17 protein-coding genes are annotated in these 18983 nt (G+C 68.0%); 3 read left to right on the forward strand and 14 right to left on the reverse strand.

The features are described from left to right. Positions 1–42: 42 nt before the first annotated feature. The 9 genes from OR600_RS08030 to OR600_RS08070 form a co-directional block, all read right to left on the reverse strand. Positions 43–486 (reverse strand): DUF3284 domain-containing protein, encoded by a 444-nt coding sequence (locus OR600_RS08030; RefSeq protein WP_135978230.1) that lies wholly within the window; start codon positions 484–486, stop codon positions 43–45. After that, positions 476–655 (reverse strand): hypothetical protein, encoded by a 180-nt coding sequence (locus OR600_RS08035; RefSeq protein ID WP_135978229.1) that lies wholly within the window; start codon positions 653–655, stop codon positions 476–478. The genes OR600_RS08030 and OR600_RS08035 overlap by 11 nt, the downstream gene beginning before the upstream one ends. 81 nt (positions 656–736) lie before the next feature. After that, positions 737–2146, reverse strand: a complete 1410-nt coding sequence (locus tag OR600_RS08040; RefSeq protein ID WP_204407120.1) for a PTS sugar transporter subunit IIC — start codon at positions 2144–2146, stop codon at positions 737–739. A gap of 54 nt (positions 2147–2200) precedes the next feature. Beyond that, on the reverse strand, positions 2201–2500 hold the full coding sequence (locus tag OR600_RS08045; protein WP_135978228.1) for a PTS sugar transporter subunit IIB: 300 nt from the start codon (positions 2498–2500) through the stop codon (positions 2201–2203). 19 nt (positions 2501–2519) lie between these two features. Further along, positions 2520–3602, reverse strand: coding sequence for a DUF871 domain-containing protein (locus tag OR600_RS08050; protein WP_265590971.1), 1083 nt, complete (start codon positions 3600–3602; stop codon positions 2520–2522). Between the two features lie 911 nt (positions 3603–4513). After that, complete coding sequence (locus OR600_RS08055; RefSeq protein WP_265590972.1) at positions 4514–5227, reverse strand: hypothetical protein; 714 nt, start codon at positions 5225–5227, stop codon at positions 4514–4516. 248 nt (positions 5228–5475) lie between these two features. After that, complete coding sequence (locus tag OR600_RS08060) at positions 5476–6126, reverse strand: hypothetical protein (RefSeq protein ID WP_265590973.1); 651 nt, start codon at positions 6124–6126, stop codon at positions 5476–5478. Between the two features lie 154 nt (positions 6127–6280). Then, a complete protein-coding gene (locus tag OR600_RS08065; RefSeq protein WP_168354043.1) occupies positions 6281–7879 on the reverse strand; it encodes an ABC transporter ATP-binding protein/permease in 1599 nt (532 codons plus the stop codon). 58 nt (positions 7880–7937) lie between these two features. Beyond that, a complete protein-coding gene (locus OR600_RS08070) occupies positions 7938–8201 on the reverse strand; it encodes a hypothetical protein (RefSeq protein ID WP_135978223.1) in 264 nt (87 codons plus the stop codon). 491 nt (positions 8202–8692) lie between these two features. Between OR600_RS08070 and OR600_RS08075 the strand changes: the two genes are divergently transcribed. After that, positions 8693–9442 carry an ABC transporter ATP-binding protein gene (locus OR600_RS08075; RefSeq protein ID WP_265590974.1) on the forward strand — a complete coding sequence of 250 codons (750 nt, stop codon included), beginning with the start codon at positions 8693–8695 and terminating at the stop codon, positions 9440–9442. Then, entirely contained in the window at positions 9439–11076 is a 1638-nt protein-coding gene (locus OR600_RS08080; RefSeq protein ID WP_265590975.1) for a hypothetical protein, read from the forward strand. Before OR600_RS08075 ends, OR600_RS08080 begins: the two co-directional genes overlap by 4 nt. Positions 11077–11339: 263 nt before the next feature. Here OR600_RS08080 and OR600_RS08085 read toward each other — a convergent pair whose 3' ends face one another. Next, complete coding sequence (locus OR600_RS08085; protein WP_135979027.1) at positions 11340–11531, reverse strand: hypothetical protein; 192 nt, start codon at positions 11529–11531, stop codon at positions 11340–11342. 61 nt (positions 11532–11592) lie between these two features. Next, positions 11593–13995 (reverse strand): integration host factor, actinobacterial type, encoded by a 2403-nt coding sequence (mihF, locus tag OR600_RS08090; protein WP_265590976.1) that lies wholly within the window; start codon positions 13993–13995, stop codon positions 11593–11595. Positions 13996–14380: 385 nt separating this feature from the next. On the opposite strand from mihF, the gene OR600_RS08095 reads away from it, so the two are divergent. Beyond that, a complete protein-coding gene (locus OR600_RS08095) occupies positions 14381–15397 on the forward strand; it encodes a hypothetical protein (RefSeq protein ID WP_265590977.1) in 1017 nt (338 codons plus the stop codon). Between the two features lie 232 nt (positions 15398–15629). Here OR600_RS08095 and OR600_RS08100 read toward each other — a convergent pair whose 3' ends face one another. The 3 genes from OR600_RS08100 to OR600_RS08110 form a co-directional block, all read right to left on the reverse strand. Continuing rightward, complete coding sequence (locus OR600_RS08100; RefSeq protein ID WP_251164191.1) at positions 15630–16583, reverse strand: ROK family protein; 954 nt, start codon at positions 16581–16583, stop codon at positions 15630–15632. Positions 16584–16670: 87 nt separating this feature from the next. Further along, a complete protein-coding gene (locus OR600_RS08105; RefSeq protein ID WP_135979023.1) occupies positions 16671–17663 on the reverse strand; it encodes a D-alanine--D-alanine ligase family protein in 993 nt (330 codons plus the stop codon). Between the two features lie 3 nt (positions 17664–17666). Next, positions 17667–18938 (reverse strand): aminotransferase-like domain-containing protein, encoded by a 1272-nt coding sequence (locus tag OR600_RS08110; protein ID WP_135979022.1) that lies wholly within the window; start codon positions 18936–18938, stop codon positions 17667–17669. Between the last annotated feature and the right edge of the window lie 45 nt (positions 18939–18983).

The following is an 18983-nucleotide window of genomic DNA, read 5'->3' on the forward strand; positions in this document are numbered from 1 at the left end:
ATTTATTCAGTTTCCTATAAGAATCAATGGAGAAATAGTCCCTCAAGACCCGGAATCACTGCGCATAGATGCGAGCCGCTCGAGGGCGCATAGGTGGCGCGTCATTTTGGCACGGCGCCACGGGGCGGTCACAAGGCCCACGAGCCTTCCGTTGAGGCCGCACCAAAAGCCGCTGCCGTCAAACGTCTCCTCGTAGGAGACGATGACACCCTCCCCGTTGGCCTCCAAGCCGTAGCGGACGAGGTAGGTCCCGTCTCCAGCCTGTACCGACGAGGCGTAGGCATGCCCGTCCTCGTACTCCTCGACAGAGACCGTGGCCGTGACGGTCTGGCCCATCTTGGTGACCATGGGGCGCTGCCAGGTCGTGCCGGCGCACGGCCTGCGCCCCTCCGGCAGCCCTCCTTGGGCCATATCGGCGAGAACGGCCTCCTCAAGGCAGGCAAACGCCGTCTCGGGGGCCACATCCATCCATCTCTCAACGCGCATGACGCCTCCCAGCCGCCCAATGGGCCACAGCGACGATACCAGCGGCCGCAATCAGCAGCACACCCCATCCCACGTTGATGTTTCCCGTGGCATACCCGTAGGTGAAGGCGGCACAACCCATGGAGAGCAGGGCCAGGGCCCACTTGGTCGCAGAACTCAACGCATCCATGGAGGCTCCTTTTCGCAGCTTTGAGCAGAACAAAGAAAAGCCTCCACGCCATCTCGAGCGTGGAGGCCAAAAACCGTGCGGCTATTGCTTCTCGGGCGCGTCCATGCGGTTGGCGAGCTTCACGAACGGCGTCCAGATGACAAAGGAGATCAGGAGGTTGAGCAGGGCAACGAGTCCTGCGAGCACATTGCCTCCCGTGGCGAGAAACGCGCCAATGCCCACGGGCATGATCCACGGCACCTGGATGAACACCGGCGGGATGAGCCCGGTGAAGGTGAAGGCCATGGCCACGACCGTGGCGACCACCGGAACCAGCAGCCAGGGGATGAGGTAGAGGGGATTCAAGACGATGGGCATGCCAAAGATGACCGGCTCGTTGATGTTGAAGACGCCCATGGGCGCCGACATCTCGGCCACCACACGGCACTCGCGACGCTTGGAGAAGATCATGATGGCGATGATGAGGCCCAGGGTGATGCCGGCGCCCGAGAACATGGAGAAACACTCGAACGAGGCTTTGGTCCACAGGTAGGGCAGCTGGGCGATGTCGTGGGTGGCGTTCCAGACCTGCATGTTCTCCAAGAGCGCCGGCGTGTACAGGCCCTCGAGCACAGGGGCCATGACCTGGGAGCCGTGGATGCCAAAGAACCAGAGGAGCTGGATCAAGAAGCTTGTGAGCACGATGGCCGGGGCGCTCTGGGAGATGCCCAGAAGGGGCTTCTGGATGAACTCCACGATGAGGTCGTTGGGGTACTGCCCGGTGAGGGCCACGCAGAGCTGGGCGAGAATAGCGCAGACGTAGACGGCCACAACGCCGGGGATGATGGCGGCGAACGCCTTGGAGACCGCGGGCGGCACGCCCTCGGGCAGCTTGATGGTGACGTCCTTGAGCGTCAGCTTCACATAGACCATGGTGGAGATGATGCCGAAGATGAGGGCCGAGAAGAGCCCGGTGGCGCCGGTGAGCGCTGTGGAGATGAGGTTTGCGCCCGTCACCTGAAGAGTCACCGCGCCATCGACCTCTGCCACGGCAAGACCCGCCGAGGAGAGCGCGCCCATCGCGTCGGGAGTGACGTTGGGAAGCACATAGGCAAACTCGGGGGCGAAGTTCATGGTGGCCACTACCGAGGCGAGGGCGATCACGCCGCCGGCCAGGCCGTCCACGTCGTAGGCGCGGGACAGGCGATAGCCAAAGGCAAAGGCAAAACACAGGGCAAAGATGGCCATGGAGCCATGGCTCACAAGGCCGTCAACGTTGACCACCTGCGCGAGCGACGTGGTGACGACGTTCTCCTCGCCCAGCCACATGGTGGGCAGGTCAACCACGAACACGTTGAGGAGCGTGGCGATGGAGCCCACCATGGTGATGGGGAGGATGGAGATGAAGGCGTCGCGCACGGCGGCAAGGTGGCGCTGGTTGCCGACCTTGCTGGCCACGGGGACAAACTTCGTCTCCATCCACTGCATGAATCCGTCCATAGGACTGCTCATGAAACACTTCCTTTCTGTCTTCTTCCGTCTCCCGGGCCGTGCCGTGAGGAGCGGTTAGGCGATGTGATCGAGGGCCGAGTCCAAGACGGCGTCGCCGTCCATGCGGCCGTACTGCATGACGTCCACAACGCTCACGGGGACGGGCGTCACCTGGGCGGCGATGCGGTCCTCGAGATAGCGGATCTGAGGCCCGAGGAGCACGACGTCGGCATCCGCCCCCTCGACGGCCGCCTTGGCTTCGGGGACGGCCCAGATCCTGGCATCGATGCCGCGGCGATCGGCGGACTCCTGCATCTTCTTGACGAGCATGCTCGTGGACATGCCCATGTTGCAGACGAGCATTACTTTGACCATCTAACTCTCCAATCGTCTCTTACGCGAGCAACGAGAACCCGGACCACGGCCCGAGGTATCCCAGCAAGAAGCGCTCCTCCTCAACGACGTTGGCCACGACGTTCTTGGTGCCGTCGTTGTCCATGGCCTTGAGGACAACCTGCAGCTCACCGGCGTAGCGGCCGCCGCGGTCGTTGACCACGGCCACGTCGCCCGGCACAAGGCCCCACGTGTTGTGCGGGGCGATGCCCAGAGGCGCCAGGCGGGCCCTCTGGTCGGAGTCGCGCAGCATATAGGGAGAGGAGTCGCCGCGGACCCGCAGCGAAGACCCCAGGAGCGCATTGAAAAGCGGGGCCTCGGCCCCTTTGGCCGGGACGACCCCGAGCGCGACGGTGGCAGGGTCCAGCGCTGCCAAGGAGCGAAGCTCGTCATCTGAGGCAAAGCAGTTGGACACCAGCACGTCGTCCACCACGCCCGTGGCAAACAGGTGGCGCGCCTGCAGGTCGATGGGGGCGTTGCGATGGGCCTCCACAGTGGGAAGACCCTCTTTGAGGGGCCACGGGCCGCAGGCGTCAGGCTGTCCGGACGAGACGAACGCGGCCACCCCGAGGCCGAGCTCCTTGGCGGCGCGGCTCTCCTGCTCCATGAACGAGGCACTGAGCCCGGTGTATCGCTGAGGGTAGAAGTTGTGGCACGCGCTCAGGCGGGAGCGGTCCGGCTCGCAGGCGCAGACGGCGGCTACGGTCCCGTCGGCCGTGGAGGCGTTGAGCTCCACCGCCAGGCCGTAGGGGTTGTGGGTGAGAGCCGCCACCTCACGCGGTGTGAAGGCCTCGTCGAGGCGGATGGCGTTTGCCCCCAGGTCGCAAAAGAACGAGAGGTCGTCCGGACTGATGCCGAGGCGCTCAAAGACCACAGGCGAGACGTCGAGAGTGAGCGCCATGGACGCCTCGTGCGCGGCCCGGGCCACCGGGGAAAAGCGCTCGACCACGTGGGCGCGGCCCCCCTCGGCAGACAGCAGGCAGCTGAACACCCGCGAGTACCCGAGGGTCCCCGCTCGGCCGAGGTACTGGACGATGGCGTCTACGTCAACGCGCTCCGGATACACCGATACACCGAGTCCCATGTGCACATCCTTTTGTGAGGTGGCGCCCCATTGGCTGCTATCAGCAAAATGATGTACCATCCGCCTTTGTAAAAAGTGACATTGTTGATTCATGATTTGCAGGATTTTCCGGCAACGAATCATGAGTTCCGGGCGCTGGGGGCGCGGGGGGGTACGGGCGCGGGACTGCGGCGCTGTTGCGGAGGGGGTGGGCTGCGGGGCAGGGGCGGCGCTGGACGCGGGTCGCAGCGGCGGTGCCGGCGCTGGGCGTGGGTCGCGGCCGGGCGCGACGGGACGCTGACCTCCCCTCCGTGCGGGTCCCTTCTGCGCAGGCCCCTTCTCCGCGGGCCCTTCTCCGCCGCTTCTTCTGCGCCCGGCCTCTTTCTGTGCCGCTCCCCTCCCTCCGCCTGAAAACGATTGAGGGCGTCCCTATCCGCTTTCAGGCGCGGAGAAAGGCAGGGGCTGGACGCTGGCGGGAGACGAGCGATGGCGGGAGGCTGGCACGAGAGGCCCCGAGCGCGCGACGAAGGGAGGCCTTGGCACAAAAGGGCACCGATGCGCGACCTTTTTGGCACGAAAGGCATCCGATGCACGAAAAAGGCCCCAAATTGCGCATCGATCGGCCTTTGCGCCACTCTATTCGCGCATTCGCAGGCCTTCGCGCCAGCGTCGCCGCCCCGGCGCCGCCGGCGACCTTCTCGACAGCCCCTCCCCTCGCCTCCCCTTCTCCGCCCCATCCTCCCGCCACTACTTCTCCGCCTGAAAGCGGTTGAGGGCGTCCCTATCCGCTTTCAGGCGCGGAGGGGAGGCGCAGAAGAGGAGCGCGGAGAGGGAGGGAAAGAGGCGGAGAGAGTGGGCCAAGCGATGAACGAGCGAGGGCCGAACGAGGGCCGAACGACGGACAAGCAAGAGCCGATCAGCCGCAATCGCCCCTACCGCGCCTTTTGCATCGGCGTCGCGCGGAAAAGGACACAGCCGCCAATCGCCAGCAAACAGGCGCAGGCAGCGAAAAGGGCGCTGAGCCGCCCGAGGCCCCAGTCGCAAGCAAGGGCGAGAACAAAGTCGGTCGCCAGGGCCGCAACGGTAAGAATCGCCGTCACAAGGCCGCAGACCACCGCCGGCCGACCGCGGCTGGCAACGGCCCCTGGACTCGCCCATTCATAGCGCGGATTCGACACGTCGAGGTACAGACCCAGATTGGCCGTGAACCAGAACGAGGCGCAGGGGAGAAAAACGCACAGGCCAACCACCTGGCACGGCGCACCCCCTACGGCCATAAGGACCACACAGGTCAGGGAGACCGTCGCGCACATGACGCACCACGGGAGCAGCTTTGACAGCAAGATCGCCCCTGTGAGAACCGGAAGCGTGAGCATGATCCAGGCACGGTGCCCCTCCAAAGAGACGGCCGCAGCGCTTGCGGGCGAGACGGAGGCAAAGCAGGAGACGATAAGCACAACGGCAAGCTCAATGAAGTGCGCAACCTCGGGCTTGACCGCATCAGGACCCCCTTCCGCCGCAAGTCCGGGAGCAAGAAAAGCGAACGCACCCGAAAGGGCCACCATGCATACTGCGGCAAAGAGCTGGTCGACAATGGTTACAGGAGAGCTGAAGGCTTGACGCAGCTCCTTTGCGGCAAGTGCCACAAGCGGGGAACGCTGGGGTCTGGGGCAAGCAGGCGGCGCGCTCTTGGGCCGAGCCGGGCCCGCCGCCACGGCCGTGTTGACCGCGCGATACTGCCGAGCAACGATTGCGATGCAAGCAGCGGGAACGGCGACGCACTCCGCACAGAAAAGGGCGAGGGCACCCCAGCTTTCGTGAACCCACGCATCTACGAGCGCCGCCGTAGGGGCAAACCAAAGGCCCACGGCGCCCGCGAGATCGTTAGCCGTAGTCAAAGCCGCCTCGGGGCCGCTGGAACCCAGCAGGAAGATCGGGACGAGCAAAATCGCCGACACGAGGGCCGCAACGGCGATATTCGTGGCAACAGAGAGGGCCCGCCCGCAGCAAGCCGTGCCGTCGCCACGGTGATGCCTGCCCCCAGCAGGGAAAACGCGCCCAAGGCCAAGGCGGGCACCAGCAGGGAGCAGGCAACAACGGCGGCCATATGCACGGGGGAAAGCAGGACCGCATCGCATGACGCGGCCCCTCCCCAGAGAGGCACAACCAGCCAAGCCGCAAAGAACGCGCCCGCGAGATACAGAGGAACAAGGCGCGTCACCACGTGGACCCACTCAGAGATGGGCAAGCTCATGGAAAAGCGGTAGTCCTCGGCGGCAAACAGCGCGTCTGCGGCCGCGGGAAACGAGGCCACCGCCCCACACGCCAAGGCGAGAAGCGCCGAGAGCACGGGCAGCGCGATTCCGGCACCTGCGGCTTGAAGGCTGAAGCCGCAATAGCCCATGAAACACAGGACGAGGACGCAGGCGACTCCGGACAGAAGCAAAGCTGCAGCGCGTCCTGGAACGGATGCTTTTTGGCACTTCTCGGGGTGAGCGTAAACAGCTTTGAGCTGCACCAACAGGACCGTGAGAAACAGCCGCATCGGACTCTCCTCTCCTCTTCTCTTCTGCGCCTGCTCCCCCGCCCCCCGCGCCTGAAAGCGGTCGAGGGCGCCCTCGACCGCTTTCAGGCGCAGAAGGGGACGCGGGGGAGCAGGGCCGGGAGCCACGGCCGGAGGCGGGGCGCGGCCGCCCGCGCTACAGCGGCTCCAGGGGCCCCACGCGGCCCCCTTCCACCCGCACGCGGTGCGTGAAGCCCAGCGAGGCCGGGTCGGCCGGCAGGTCGTGGACCACCGACAGCACCACGGGCGCGGCCGAGGCGTTGGCCTCGGAGAGGGCCGCGGCGGCCGAGGCCGGGTCGAGCCCGGCGCAGGCCTCGTCGAGCAGCAGGGCCTCGGGGGTGGCCAGGAGGCCGCGCAGGAGGTGCAGGCGCCTGGCCTCCCCTCCCGACAGCGATGACGCCGGGGCGCGCGGGTCCTCGGCCAGGCGGGCGGCCAGGGGGCCGAGCACCCCGGGCCAGGCGGAGGCCGCCTCCCGGGCGGCGGCCAGGGCGTCGCCGGAGCCGCCGGGGTCCATGCAGCCGGCCAGGTCGGGGGCGGCCCGGAAGGCGGCCTGGGTCACCAGGCACACCCGGCCGGCCCGGTCCTCGGCCGGCCCCAGGGGCTCCCCGCCCAGCCACACGGCGCCCGAGGCCGCCGCGGTGCCGGCCAGGGCCCGCAGAAGGGTGGTCTTTCCCGCCCCCGAGGGGCCCTCCACGAGCACCCGGGCGCCGGCGGGCACGGCCAGGCGGGCCCCGGAGAGCACCTCGCCGCCGCCCTCGGCCGCGACCGTGAGGCCCTCGCAGGCCAGGCCGTCGGCGGGGGCGGGGGCGGCGAGACCTGCGGCCGCAGCGTCTTCCCCGTCGTCCAGTTCTTCCTCCTGGGACAGGTCCTTGATCTTCTTCACGAGCGCCCGATTGGAGATAACGTCCGAGTAGATGGGGGATATCTCCTGAATCGGGTCTTGCAGCACGGTCATGAGCTGGGCCAGGGCCACGAGCTTGGCCAGGTCCATGGACCCCTGGGCCACGGCCAAGGCCCCCAGGGCCCAGATGCCGTAGGTCACGAGCTTTCCCGAAGCAACGGACAAGGTATAAACCTCTGTCCTCACCATCAGGCGATGCACGAAGGCCCGCCTCACCCCTTCGTTGGCATCGACCAGCGCCTGCCACGCGCGCTCAGCGCAACGACAAGAGACAAGGGACTCCATACCGTCGGTGATGCGGGAGGCCTCCGCGATGAGCACCGCAACCCTGTCAGAGGTACGGCGTTGGGCCTCAGAGAGGCGCTTCTGGGCAAACTTGGGAAGGATGGCCGAGACCAAGGAAAGGCCCAGCACAAAGGGTATGAACGAGGGGTCGATAAGGCCCGTCGCAATGATCGTGGCCACAAACGTCACCACATCATAGGTTATCCTAAATGTGTAGTAAAAATAATCTGCACCAATCAAGCCGGCATCGTTGACGATTCCAGACCGAAAGGCATCGGGATTGTGATAGAAGCGGCTCAACCGGGGAACCTTGATGCCCTTTATCTGGTCCATAACGTTGAGTCGTATATCGGCCTGGTAGCGGCCCACCAGATGATAGGTGAACGCCACCCAGGCGTACTCGGTCAGCGCCCACGGCACGAGATAGGCCACGGCAACCCAAGCCGCCTCGGGGTGAGCCGCAAGCTCACCCGAAGTGACCAGGGACACGAGCGCCTGCACCACAAAGGCCATGCCCACGTTCACGCAGGACGCAATTGCGACAACCACAAGGCAAGAAGTCATCCACAGCGGGTGTCGCCGAAAAAACTCATGGACGTACATCGAGTTATTCCTTTCTTAAGGAATGGGAGAGCACGGCAAGGTTCGACCCGAGCACCCGTTTGAGCACGGAAGGGTCGCATTGGTCACGGCGGCAGCATGCGCGGCCGCCGCAGGCCTGCAGCGCCGGGCAACGGACGCAAGACGAATCTTGAAGCGGGTCTGTGGCCTTGATGTCGCTGTAGACCTCGTTAAGCCTCTCGGGGCAATCGACGATGTCCTCGAGAAAGACGCGGGCCTCGGGGGCGTCCATAAGGTCACAGAGGGCCACGGAACCGTCCGCATAGACCTTGCAGAAAAACGGGCCATGGGCCTGGCAGAGCCTTGGGGCCTCTCGACATGGCATCTCTTTTTCTCTCGCAAGAGCAGGAACGGCCGATCTGCACGACCGGCTTGAACGCAGGATAGGCTTTGCCGAGAAGGGCCTTTTTGAGGCCGTTTTTGACAACTCCCTGACAGACCCTGTCAAAGACCACAAAACACTAGGTAGATTTGTCAGCAAAAGAAAAGAGCGAGACAACCGCGCTCATGGCTTGCCGGAACTTTTGGCAACAATAAATAATCAGTTGTAAGAATATGGCATCCGCCTCTCGGTTCCCCGTGCCGGCCCTGACAACAACTGATTGCCGGATATATCGGCAAACAACAGCCACATATAGCAGCGGGCGAGGGGGGGTAACCTCGAACAGCCGTTGGTATGATTGACCATTTTTTGTGTCCAAGACGGCAGCAGCCCCCACCCCCTACGAAAGGACCCCCCCCATGACGCAACCAGCCCCGCGGCCCGTCCTCGACGTGCGCGGCTTCCGCAAGACCTACGGGGCCAAGGTGGCCGCGAACGGCTACTCCCTCGAGGTCGACTCCGGCCAGATCCTGGGCCTCGTGGGCCCCAACGGCGCCGGCAAGACCACGCTCATCTCCTCCGTCGTGGGCATCCAGGGCTTCGACGGCGGGTCCATCGCCGTCTGCGGCCACGACGTGGCGTCCGACCCCGTCGCCGCCAAGGCCGGCCTCGCCTTCGTCCCCGACACGCCCTCGGTCTACGGCTTCATGACCGGCATGGGGTACCTCGACTACGTCTGCGACGTCTTCGGGGTCCCCGCCCCGGAGCGGGCCGGACGCATCGGGGGGCTGGCCGACCGCCTGGCCATGGCCGACGCCCTGGGCTCCAAGGCCTCCTCCTACAGCCACGGCATGCAGCAGAAGCTGGTGCTCATGGGCGCCTTCGTCCACAGGCCGGCCCTCCTCGTCCTCGACGAGCCCTTCGTGGGCCTCGACCCGGTGGCGACCCGCACCCTCAGGGCCATGCTCCGCGAGCACGCCGACGGCGGCGGCGCCGTGCTCTTCTCGTCCCACGTGCTCGAGGTGGTGGAGCGGCTCTGCGACACCGTGGCCATCGTGCGCGGCGGCGCGGTGCGGGCCCAGGGCCCCATCGAGGCCGTGATGGGCGACGAGACCCTCGAGGACGTCTTCATGGACGTCATGGCCGACGGCGCGGGGGAGGGGCGATGAGGCTGTTCCTCCTGATGCTAAAAGTGCAGTTCAAAGCTGTGTACGCCCAGCCGGGCAAGGAAGGGGGCAAGGGTAGCGAGGGTTTCCAGCGCGTCACCACTTGGCTGGTATCCATCCTGGTCTGCGCCCTTGTCGCCTTTTTCCTCGGCTCTTTTGGATTCAGTCTCCAAGCCCTTGGTGCCGGGAGCGCCGTGCCGGCGTTTGCGTCCATCTTCGCCCTGGCAGGCGGGGCACTGACCTCGTTCTCCAAAGCCTCGGACGTCCTGTTTGCCGCCAAGGACTACGACTTCACCATGAGCCTTCCCGTTCCCCAGCGGACCCAGGTGCTGGCACGCCTTGCGTCCCTTTACCTTGGCGGGGTATCTTTTGCGGCCGTGCTGGTGGTGCCCCTCTGCGGGGCGGCCATGTACTGCGACCCGGCCCTTGTCTCCCCTGTCCGCCTCGCAGCCGTCGTTGCCTGCACCTTGCTCATGCCGGCTCCGGTCGTTGGCGTGTGCGCCCTGTTGGCGGCCGGCATTGCAGCGTTCACGGCGCGATTCAAGGCGGCCAAGGCGCTCTCGACCGTCCTTCAGCTCTGCGCGGGCCTCGCCATCGCAGGAGCGTGGTTTTTCATAAGCAGCTCTATTCATTCCGATGACACGACGGCCCTCTCGGCAATGGCCGACACCCTTGCCAAGGGAATGGGCCTGTGGCTCCCTCCCGCTGCGGCCGTTATCGATACGTGGTGTCGCGGGAGCTGGGGCGCCCTTGCCCTCCTCTCCATAGAGTGCGTTGCCGTGGCGGCGATTTGCGTCTGGATAGTCTCCCACTGCTACCGCGCCATCGCCACGATGGTGTCGGCGACACCGGCCTCCTCCCAGCGGGCTTCCCAGCTGCGGCCTAGGGATTCCAGGTCCCCCCTCATGGCCCTCTCCTTGAAGGAGGTCTCCCAGGCCTTCGACACGCCAGCCGTGGTTCTCAACCAGCTTTTTGGCATGGTGGGCATGGTGGCGATGGCAGGGGCGTTTGCCTTCGCCGGCCATGCGTTCATCTCGGGCCAGGCCGGCCCCGAGGCGGTGGGCCCCGAGGTCGCGGACATTATCGAGCTCACCGTTGTGCTGTTCATCGCCTACCTGGCCTCCATCTGCCCCATGAGCGGCGTGGCGACCTCACTGGAAGGCCCGTGCGCCTGGATCATGCTCACGCTGCCCCTCCCGAAAAAGATTATTTTATTATCGAAAATGCTCCCCTGGTGCGTGATGTGCGCAGCGCTCTCCCTGGTTTGCTGCGTGCTTTTGGCCATAGGCGGCGTGGCATGGCAGGCGATAGCCCTCTGTGCCGTCCTGCCCTTCTCCTTTTTCTGGTTCACGGCCAACCTGGGCCTGCTCATTGACGTATCGAGGCCCAACTTTGGCTGGGTCAGCCCGGCCACCGTTGCCAACCGCAGCCGCTCGGTTCTCGTGTGCTCCTTTGCCTCGATGGGCCTCTGGATCGTGTGCCTGGCGGTCAAGTTCATCCTTGGCCTTGTCTTTGGGTGGAGCGTGGGAGCACTCGCAGCACTCCTTGGTGGCCTGGCCGTCGTGCTGCTGCTTGGCGGCTACGGACTTTTCCGCGCGACACTGAGACGACCCATCCTCTGCGGAGAGAAGGCCTAGCGCCCGGGCCCGAACGGCCGAAAAGCTGAAACTCTCTGCGCCGGGCCCCTGCGAGGTTCCCTGCGCCGCGACCCCTCCTGCGCGACCCCTCCTGCGCCTGAAAGCGATTGAGGGCTCCCTTATTCGCTTTCAGGCGGAGGGCAGGCGCGGAAAGGGCGGGGGCGCGGAGGGCAGACAGAAGGAGCGCGGCCGGGGGAACGGCAGATGCACGGGAGGCAGCAACAAGCGTCTGCCAGCCAGGCGCGCGCTTGTCCCGCCGCAGATTACTGGCGGTTGCGGAAGAAGTAGTACCAGGCGGCATAGCAGACGCCCAGCACCACCGCCACCGGCAGGAGCCACCGCACGATGATGAACACGCCGCGGAAGAACAGGTTCACAAAAAACAGGATGATGATGACCGCCAGGCAGCCAAAGCCGCAGCCAGTGGCGTTGTCGCCGGTGAAGCGTGGGGGCATAGCTCCTCCTTGGATCTACAGTGGCCAAGCGCACCGATGATACCAGTCGCCGGACAGTCCCCTACTCCCCCGTAACGGCCTCGACAACGCGCGCCCGCTGCTTCTTGCCGAGCCCGCGCAGGGTGCGGCCGGCACTGATGCCGACCTCCTCCATGAAGGCCGTGGCACGGGCGCGATCCCAGCCGGGCAGCGCCGAGAGGAACCGCACCACGGTGAGGGAGCGGGCGGCATCGTCCACGGCGTCGAGCACGTCCGCGGGCGACACGGCACCGGACTTGATGTTGGCGAGCAGGTCGCTGCGAAGCTTGCGGGTCTGGGCGGCCCTGGAGACGGGCTTGACCTCGGCAGGCGCGGGCTCCGGGGTCGCGGGCGCCTCGGGGGCGGCGTCGGCGGGCGCAGCGGCCTCGGAGGCGGCGTCGTCGTCGGCGGGCGCAGCGGCGGCATTGGGCGCGGCGGCGCCGCCGGCGACCTCGGGCTGGGCCGCCTTGGGCTTGCGGGAGCGACGGCGGCGGCGCGGCTTGGGGGCGTCGGTCTCGGGGGCCGGCGCCTCGGCGTCGGGCCGGTCGGCCGCAGGCTCGGGAGCGTCCTCGGGCTTGGGCACCTGGCCGGCCTCGGCTGCGGCATCGGCTACAGCTTCAGGCTGCTCGGCGGCCTTCTCGGCAGCGGCCTTGGACCGGGTGCTGCGGCGGCGACGCCCGGCTCGGCCGGGGCGCACGTCCTTCTGCTCCGGCTCCGCATCCTGCTCGGCGGACCGGGCGTCGCCGCCCTCGGCCTCCGCCTCGGGGGCGGGGGCATCCTCGGGCGTGGTCTCGGGTGTGGAGACCTGCCCCTCGGGAGCGTCGGCGTCGGCCGCGGGCTGCTCGGCGTCCGCCGCCTCCGCGACCTGTCCCTCCGTGTCCTGCCCCTCGGCGGCCCGTTCCTCCGCGGCCTGCCCCTCGGCGCCCTGCTCGGCCTTGGGCCTGCGGGAGCGGCGGCGACGGCGCGGCTTGGGGGCGTCGGCCTTCTCGGCGGGCGCGGCGTCCGCAGGCGCCTCCGCCCCGACGGCGGCCTCGGGCTCGGCGGGCTCAACCTTGGGTGCGGCCTCGGCCTTGGAGACCTGCTGCGAAGACTGCTGGGCGCCCTGGCCGTCGGCGGCCTGCTGCCTGCGCTGACCGCGCGAGTGCTGGCTCTGCTTGCGGTAGGTGCCCTCGCGGCGCTTGCCGTCGTCCTGCTGCCCCTCGCCCTGGCCGCCGCGGCCGGCGGGGAGGGCCGCCATGGCGGAGTCCACGTCGTAGTCGCTGAAGAGGTCCAGCGCCACGATCTCCTGCTCGAGCTTCACGTTGCGCTCGAGCATGTAGGAGACGAGGCCGCGGTAGCGCTCGTACTCCAGGAGCTGGGCCAGGAGGTCGCGGTCCTTGGACGTGAGCGGGTGGATGGCCTTGCGGTAGGCCGGGTTCGCCAGCTCGGCGATGCCCATGTGGAAGAGGCCCACCTCGCAGCCGAGGGTGTCCTCGATGACCTTGTGGGCCTTGAGGCCGGCGTAGTCGATGTCGCCAAAGTGCGCGAACTCCACCTCGGGGTTCTGCTCGTGGATCATGCGCAGGAGCGCCCGGTGGCGCGGCGACACGGAACCCTGGGTGTAGATGTAGACGTCGTCGTCGTTGCAGCGGCGGTAGGCGTCGAGGTTCTCCACCGTGACGATGCGGCGGGCGCGCACGTAGGCGCGGTCGATGTTGGCGAGGTCGGCGTCGAACATCGAGATGCCATTGGGCAGGATCGAGGCGTCGACGGCGCCCTTCTGGGTGATGAGCACCACGGGACCCTTGACGCAGATGGTCTTGAGGTCGGCCACGACGCCGGCCTCCTCCAGCGCTCCCACGTTGGAACGGCTGGCGCTGGAGCCGCGGCGGCGCAGGGTCTGGGCCACGCGCTTGAGGCCCACGCGGTCGAGCTTCTTGGTGTCGCCGGTGACGAGCAGCGAGAGCTCGCGCGGGGTGAGGGGCGAGTCTACCTCGTCGAGGTACTCGGCGGCCTCCTCGGTGATGCGCGGGTCCACAGGATCCGATGTGCGGCGGCGACCGTGTCGCTGCGCGTGGGTCTGACCGCCCTGGGACTGGGCCTGCCGCTTGCGGGCGACGGCCTCCTCGGCCCGGGCCTGCTCGGCCTCCTCCTGGGCCACGCGGGCAGCGAGCTTCTCGAGCTCGTGGGCTGCCTTGTCGGCGTCCTCCAGGGTGACGGTGTCCACGTAGGTGCCCCCGTCGTGCTTGGACTTGGTCATGCGCACCATGCGCTGGCTCTCCAGCGACTGCACGGCCGAGAAGATCCACTGGGCCTGCTTGCGGGAGGCCTCGTCGTCGTGCTCGAGGTAGGAAGGTAGGATGTCGGACGGGACCAGGGTGGGCGGCTCGTCGGCGGGGGCGGCCCCGTCGAAGGCGGCACAGAGCCTCTCGAGCAGCTGGTACTTGAACGTGTCGGTGGGTTTCAAGGAGCGACCTCCAAGCCGCGGGAACGTGCGATGGGAGCCCGGCGGCGTGGAGCCATGGGCCTGTCAAGTGTATATCGCCCGTGTGGTGGGATTGTTTCTCGGGACTCCCCGAGGGTCCAAGGGGCCGCTTGCAGCCGGGATGGCCCGACCGCTGCCGGCTGCCGGCGCCGGCTTCCCGCTGCCCCTGCCAACCCGTCGCAGCCGTTTGGTACTTTTCGGTATGAAAACTCATCTAAACCACCAAATGGGGTGCCGTTTGGTGGTTTTCCGCCCCAGTACCGAGGAAAAACCACCAAACGGTTCCGAGAACAACCGCGACCTCCCCCGGCGCCGCAAAGTCCCCTAGTATGGGAGCCACCAGTTCGACCGCCTCAGGGAGCTGCCTATGGGCACCGTGTTTGGCGGCCTGATGGCGAGGGCGTTTTGGACCCTTGGAATCCCGCTCAACCCCCTCTCCCCTTCCCAGACCAGCCTCGCCATGGCCCGGAGCCGCTGTTCCGCACGAGAGATCAAGCGATTCAGAGAGACCCCCGTCCACGCCGCCGTCGAGGGGTTCCTGCGCGCCGCCGCTGAGACCCACGGCCCCGCGGAAGGCCCCGAGCCGGCCGTGGACGTGGTGGTGGACACCCCCGCCAAGATCCATCGCGCGAAGGGGGTCCGCTGCCTCTGCTCGACCCTGGACCCTCCCGCGGGGAGCCTTGCCGAGGTGGGCGGCTGCGAGGCCGTGTGCTCCCTCACGCCCGCCCAGCACTTCGTGGTGCGCGCACGCGACCTCGACCCGGTGGGATGTTGCCTGCTCGCCATGGAGCTGTGCGGCACCTACCTGCTGCGCCCGGACCTCCCGGCGGGATTCGCCACACTCCCGGAGCCCCTCGTCTCGGTGGTGGACCTCGCGCGCCAGACGGGGCGCAACCGGGGGATGCCGGGGGCGCGCCGGGCCCTCGAGGCCCTGACCCACACCTGCGACGGAAGCGCCTCGCCCATGGAGACCGCCGTCGTCCTCCTGCTCGTGCTGCCGCCGGAACTCGGGGGCCACGGGCTCCCGCTACCCCGGCTCAACGAGGAGGTCCCGATATCGTCGGCGTCCTCCCGGCTGCTGGGCGGCACCCGGACCGTGCGCCCCGACATCCTATGGCCCGACGCCGGGCTCGACCTGGAGTACGACAGCCGCTCCTTCCACACCCAGCACGACGCCGACCGCGATCGGGCCCGGCGGAGCGCCCTCCAGACCGCGGGCATCGAGCCTCTCTCGCTGACCCCGCAGATCGTGGGGAACGCCGCCGCCTTCGACGAGGTGGCCCGCCTCGTGGCCCGGCGCCTCTCCATGGCGGCCGAGACCCCCGACCCCCAGGCCCAGGCACAGCTCCGCCAGAGGCTCCTCGGGACCCACCCGGTCTGGTAGGGCCCCACGGCCTGCCCGCCACCGAGGCCGGCGGCCCGCCCACGGCTGGCCGCCGCAGCCGTTTGGTACTTTTCGGCCGTCGACGGAGGAAAAACCACCAAACGGCGCCCCATTTGGTGGTTTAGATCAAATTATATACCGAAAAGTACCAAACGGCCCGAGCCGGGCGCCCCAAGCCCCATACCGCATGCCCCATGCCAAAACGGGGCCGCGGCCCCGGGCTCACCGGCCCCTACAGCAGGCCGGACCTCTGCGCGCCGTGGTAGGCCGCGCCCACCATACCGGCAAGGTTGCCCAGGGACGCCGGGCGGATGGGGATGTCCCGGCACGTGCGGATGACCGTGTCGCGGTAGGCGTCCTCCACGAGCGGCCCAAAGAGGTCGAACGCCGCGCTCATGCCGCCGCCCACCACAAATGCGTCGGGGTCGAGGGTGCACGCGACCATGGCCAGCGCGCGCCCGAGGTAGCGGGCGTACTCGTCCAGGGCCTCCACGGCCACGTCGTCGCCGTGGCGGGCGGCCTCGAACACCGGCAGCGAGTGGGCGTCGTGCTCCAGCTCCACCGGCACCTGGCCGTGGCGGGCGCAGGCGTCGCGGTAAAGGTGCACCAGGCCGCGGGCGCTCGTGTACATCTCCAGGCAGCCGCGGTTGCCGCAGCCGCACAGACGGCCTCCGGGCACCACGGGCAGATGGCCGATCTCGCCGGTGCCGCCGCGGCCCACGACGACCTTGCCGTCGACCACGATACCTCCGCCCACGCCGGTGCCCAGGGTCACGAACACGAGGTTGCGCGCCCCCTGGCCGCTGCCGCGCCAGAGCTCCCCCAGCGCGGCGGCGTTGGCGTCGTTCATCGGGTACACCGGCACGCCGAAGGCCTCGGCCAAGGCGTCCACGAGCCCCTCGAGGTTCACCTGCACGTTGGGGGCCAGGAGCAGCTCGTCCTCCGGGGTGACCACGCCGGGCAGGGCCAGGCCCACGGCGGCGATGTAGGCGTCGTCGCCGGCAAAGCCCTCGGCCATGGCGCGCACCTTCCCGGCGGCCGACGCCAGCTCCCCGGGCGTCTGCATCGACTCGGTGCGCACGGCGGAGAAGTCCGCCACGTCGCCGTCCATGGTGACCAGCGCCACCTTGACCGTGGTGCCGCCCACGTCGATGCCCACCAGGTACGGGACCTTCTCGGAAGCCATGGCTCTCCCTCTCTCCCCTCGCGCCCGGCCGGGCCGAGAAACGAATGGGGTCGCCGGCCCTCCTCCGGCGACCCCGTCCACATACAGCTAGCAGCCTCGCGCGTAGGCCTGCTCGACCATGGAGTCGAGCAGCTCGGGCAGGGCGATCCCGGCGGCCTCCAGGGCCGTGGGCACGAGCGAGGTCTCGGTGAGGCCGGGGAAGACCTTGAGGTCGAGAACCCGGGGCGCGGCGCCGTCCCACACCATGTCCACGCGGGCCATGTCGCGGCAGCCGAAGGCGCGGTAGACCTCGATGGCGGCGCGCTCGCAGGTGCTGCGGATGGACGCGGCCTCCTGCCCGTCGGGCGACAGCGACTCCGGGCGCACCGGGCAGAAGTAGCTCACGGCCTGCGGGTCCAGGCGGGCATCGGTGTCGTACACGCCCTCGGCCACGATCTCCACGGGCGGCAGCACCTCCTCGTCGCCGGGGTCGCCGATCACCGTGACGGACAGCTCCACGCCGTCCACCCACTCCTGCACGAGCACCGTGTCGTCGAAGGCCAGTGCGCCCATGAGGGCCTCGCCCAGGCCGTCGGCGGACTCCACCTTGGAGAGGCCCATGGCCGAGCCGCCGCAGGCCGGCTTCACGGCCAGCGGGAACCCGCCCACGCGCTCGGGCATGAGGTCGAGGGCCTCCGCGGCGCCAAGGTTGCGGAACGCCCCCTCGGGCAGCGCCACCTGGGCGGGCCAGCGCACCACGGAGTCCTCCGGGGCGTAGGCGCGGGCCATGACGAAGGGCAGCTCGGCCTTGTTCCAGGTGTTGCGGCACACCGGGGGCAGCGAGCCCACGAAGGGGATGTCCAGGAAGGTGAGCAGCGACGGCACGGCGCCATCCTCGCCGCCGGCGCCGTGGAGGGCGACGAAGGCCACGTCGGGGCGCTCGGTGCGCAGGGTGTCCACGAGGTTCTCGTCGGCGTCGAGGGCCAGCACCTTGTGGCCGCGGGCCTCGAGGGCTTCGACCACGTGCTTGCCGCTGGCCAGCGAGAAGCGGCGCTCGAAGGAGGAGCCGCCCATGATGACGGCAACGGTTGGCTTGTCCATGGCTCACATCCCTTTCCTGGGGGTCTCGGGCAGCGCGCCCGCCTTGAGGAAGGCGCGGTAGAGCTCCATGCGGTCGGCGATGACCTCCGAGAGGCGCCGGATGCCCTCGCGGATCTTGTCCTCCGGCTCGTAGGAGAAGGCCAGGCGCATGGAGGAGCGGCCCTGGCCGTCGGGGAAGCAGTTGGTGCCGGGCACGTAGGCCACGCCGTTCTCCAGGGCCGCCGACATCATCTGCTCGGTGTCGAAGTACGGGGGCAGCGTGACGTAGACGAACAGGCCGCCCTCGGGGTGGGTCCAGGTGGCCTCGGGCGGGAAGAACTCCTCCAAGGCCGAGATCATGGCGTCGCGGCGGCTCCGGTAGATGGCGCGCGACTTGACCAGGGTGCCCTTCCAGTCCGTGTTGGTGAAGTACTGCTCGGCGAGGATCTGGTTGAAGGCGCTGCAGCAGAGGCTCGCGCCCTGCTCGCAGAGGTTGATCTTGGCCAGCACCGGCTTGGGCGCCACGCACCAGGCCAGACGGAGCCCCGGGGCGAAGATCTTGGACGTGGTGCCGAGGTAGATGACGTTGGGGTCCATGGACTTGAGGGGGGCGATGTGCTCCCCCTCGAAGCGCAGGCGCCCGTAGGGGTCGTCCTCGATGACCTGGATGTCGTACTCGTGGGCGAGCTCCAGGAGGCGCTTTCGGCGCTCGAGCGTCATGGTCACGCCGGCCGGGTTCTGGAAGTTGGGGATGGTGTAGATGAACTTGGCGCCGCGGGGCCCGAGGCGCTTCAGAGTCTCCTCGAGGGCGTCCATGCGCATGCCCTCGTCGTCCATGGGCACGACCTCGACGTCGGGCTGGTAGGCGGAGAAGGCCTGGAGGGCGCCGAGGTAGCTGGGGCCCTCCACGATGATCTTGTCGCCTGGGTTGATGAAGACGCGGCCCATGAAGTCCAGGGCCTGCTGGGAGCCACCGGTGATGATGATCTCGTCGGGGTCCACGTGGATGCCGTCCTCGGCCAGCATGCCGGCCACCATGGCGCGGGTCTCGATGCGGCCGTCGGACCCGCCGTACTGCAGCGACTTGAGGCCGTTCTCGGTCACCACGCGCTTGGCGCACTCCGCCACCTCGTCGAGGGGCAGGCTCGAGATGTCGGGGCTGCCGCCGGACAGGCCGATGACGTTGGGGCGGGATATGGCTGCGAACAGGTCTCGCACGGCGCTGCGGCGGAGATGCTCCACGCGGTCGGCGTAGAGGTCCTCCCATTCGTCGAAGACAAGGTGAGAGCTAGGCATAGGGCTCCTTTCCGATTGTTTTAGCCTATCACGGCGCCCGTGGCG

The organism is Granulimonas faecalis, from assembly GCF_022834715.1.
Classification (GTDB): Bacteria; Actinomycetota; Coriobacteriia; order Coriobacteriales; family Atopobiaceae; genus Granulimonas; species Granulimonas faecalis.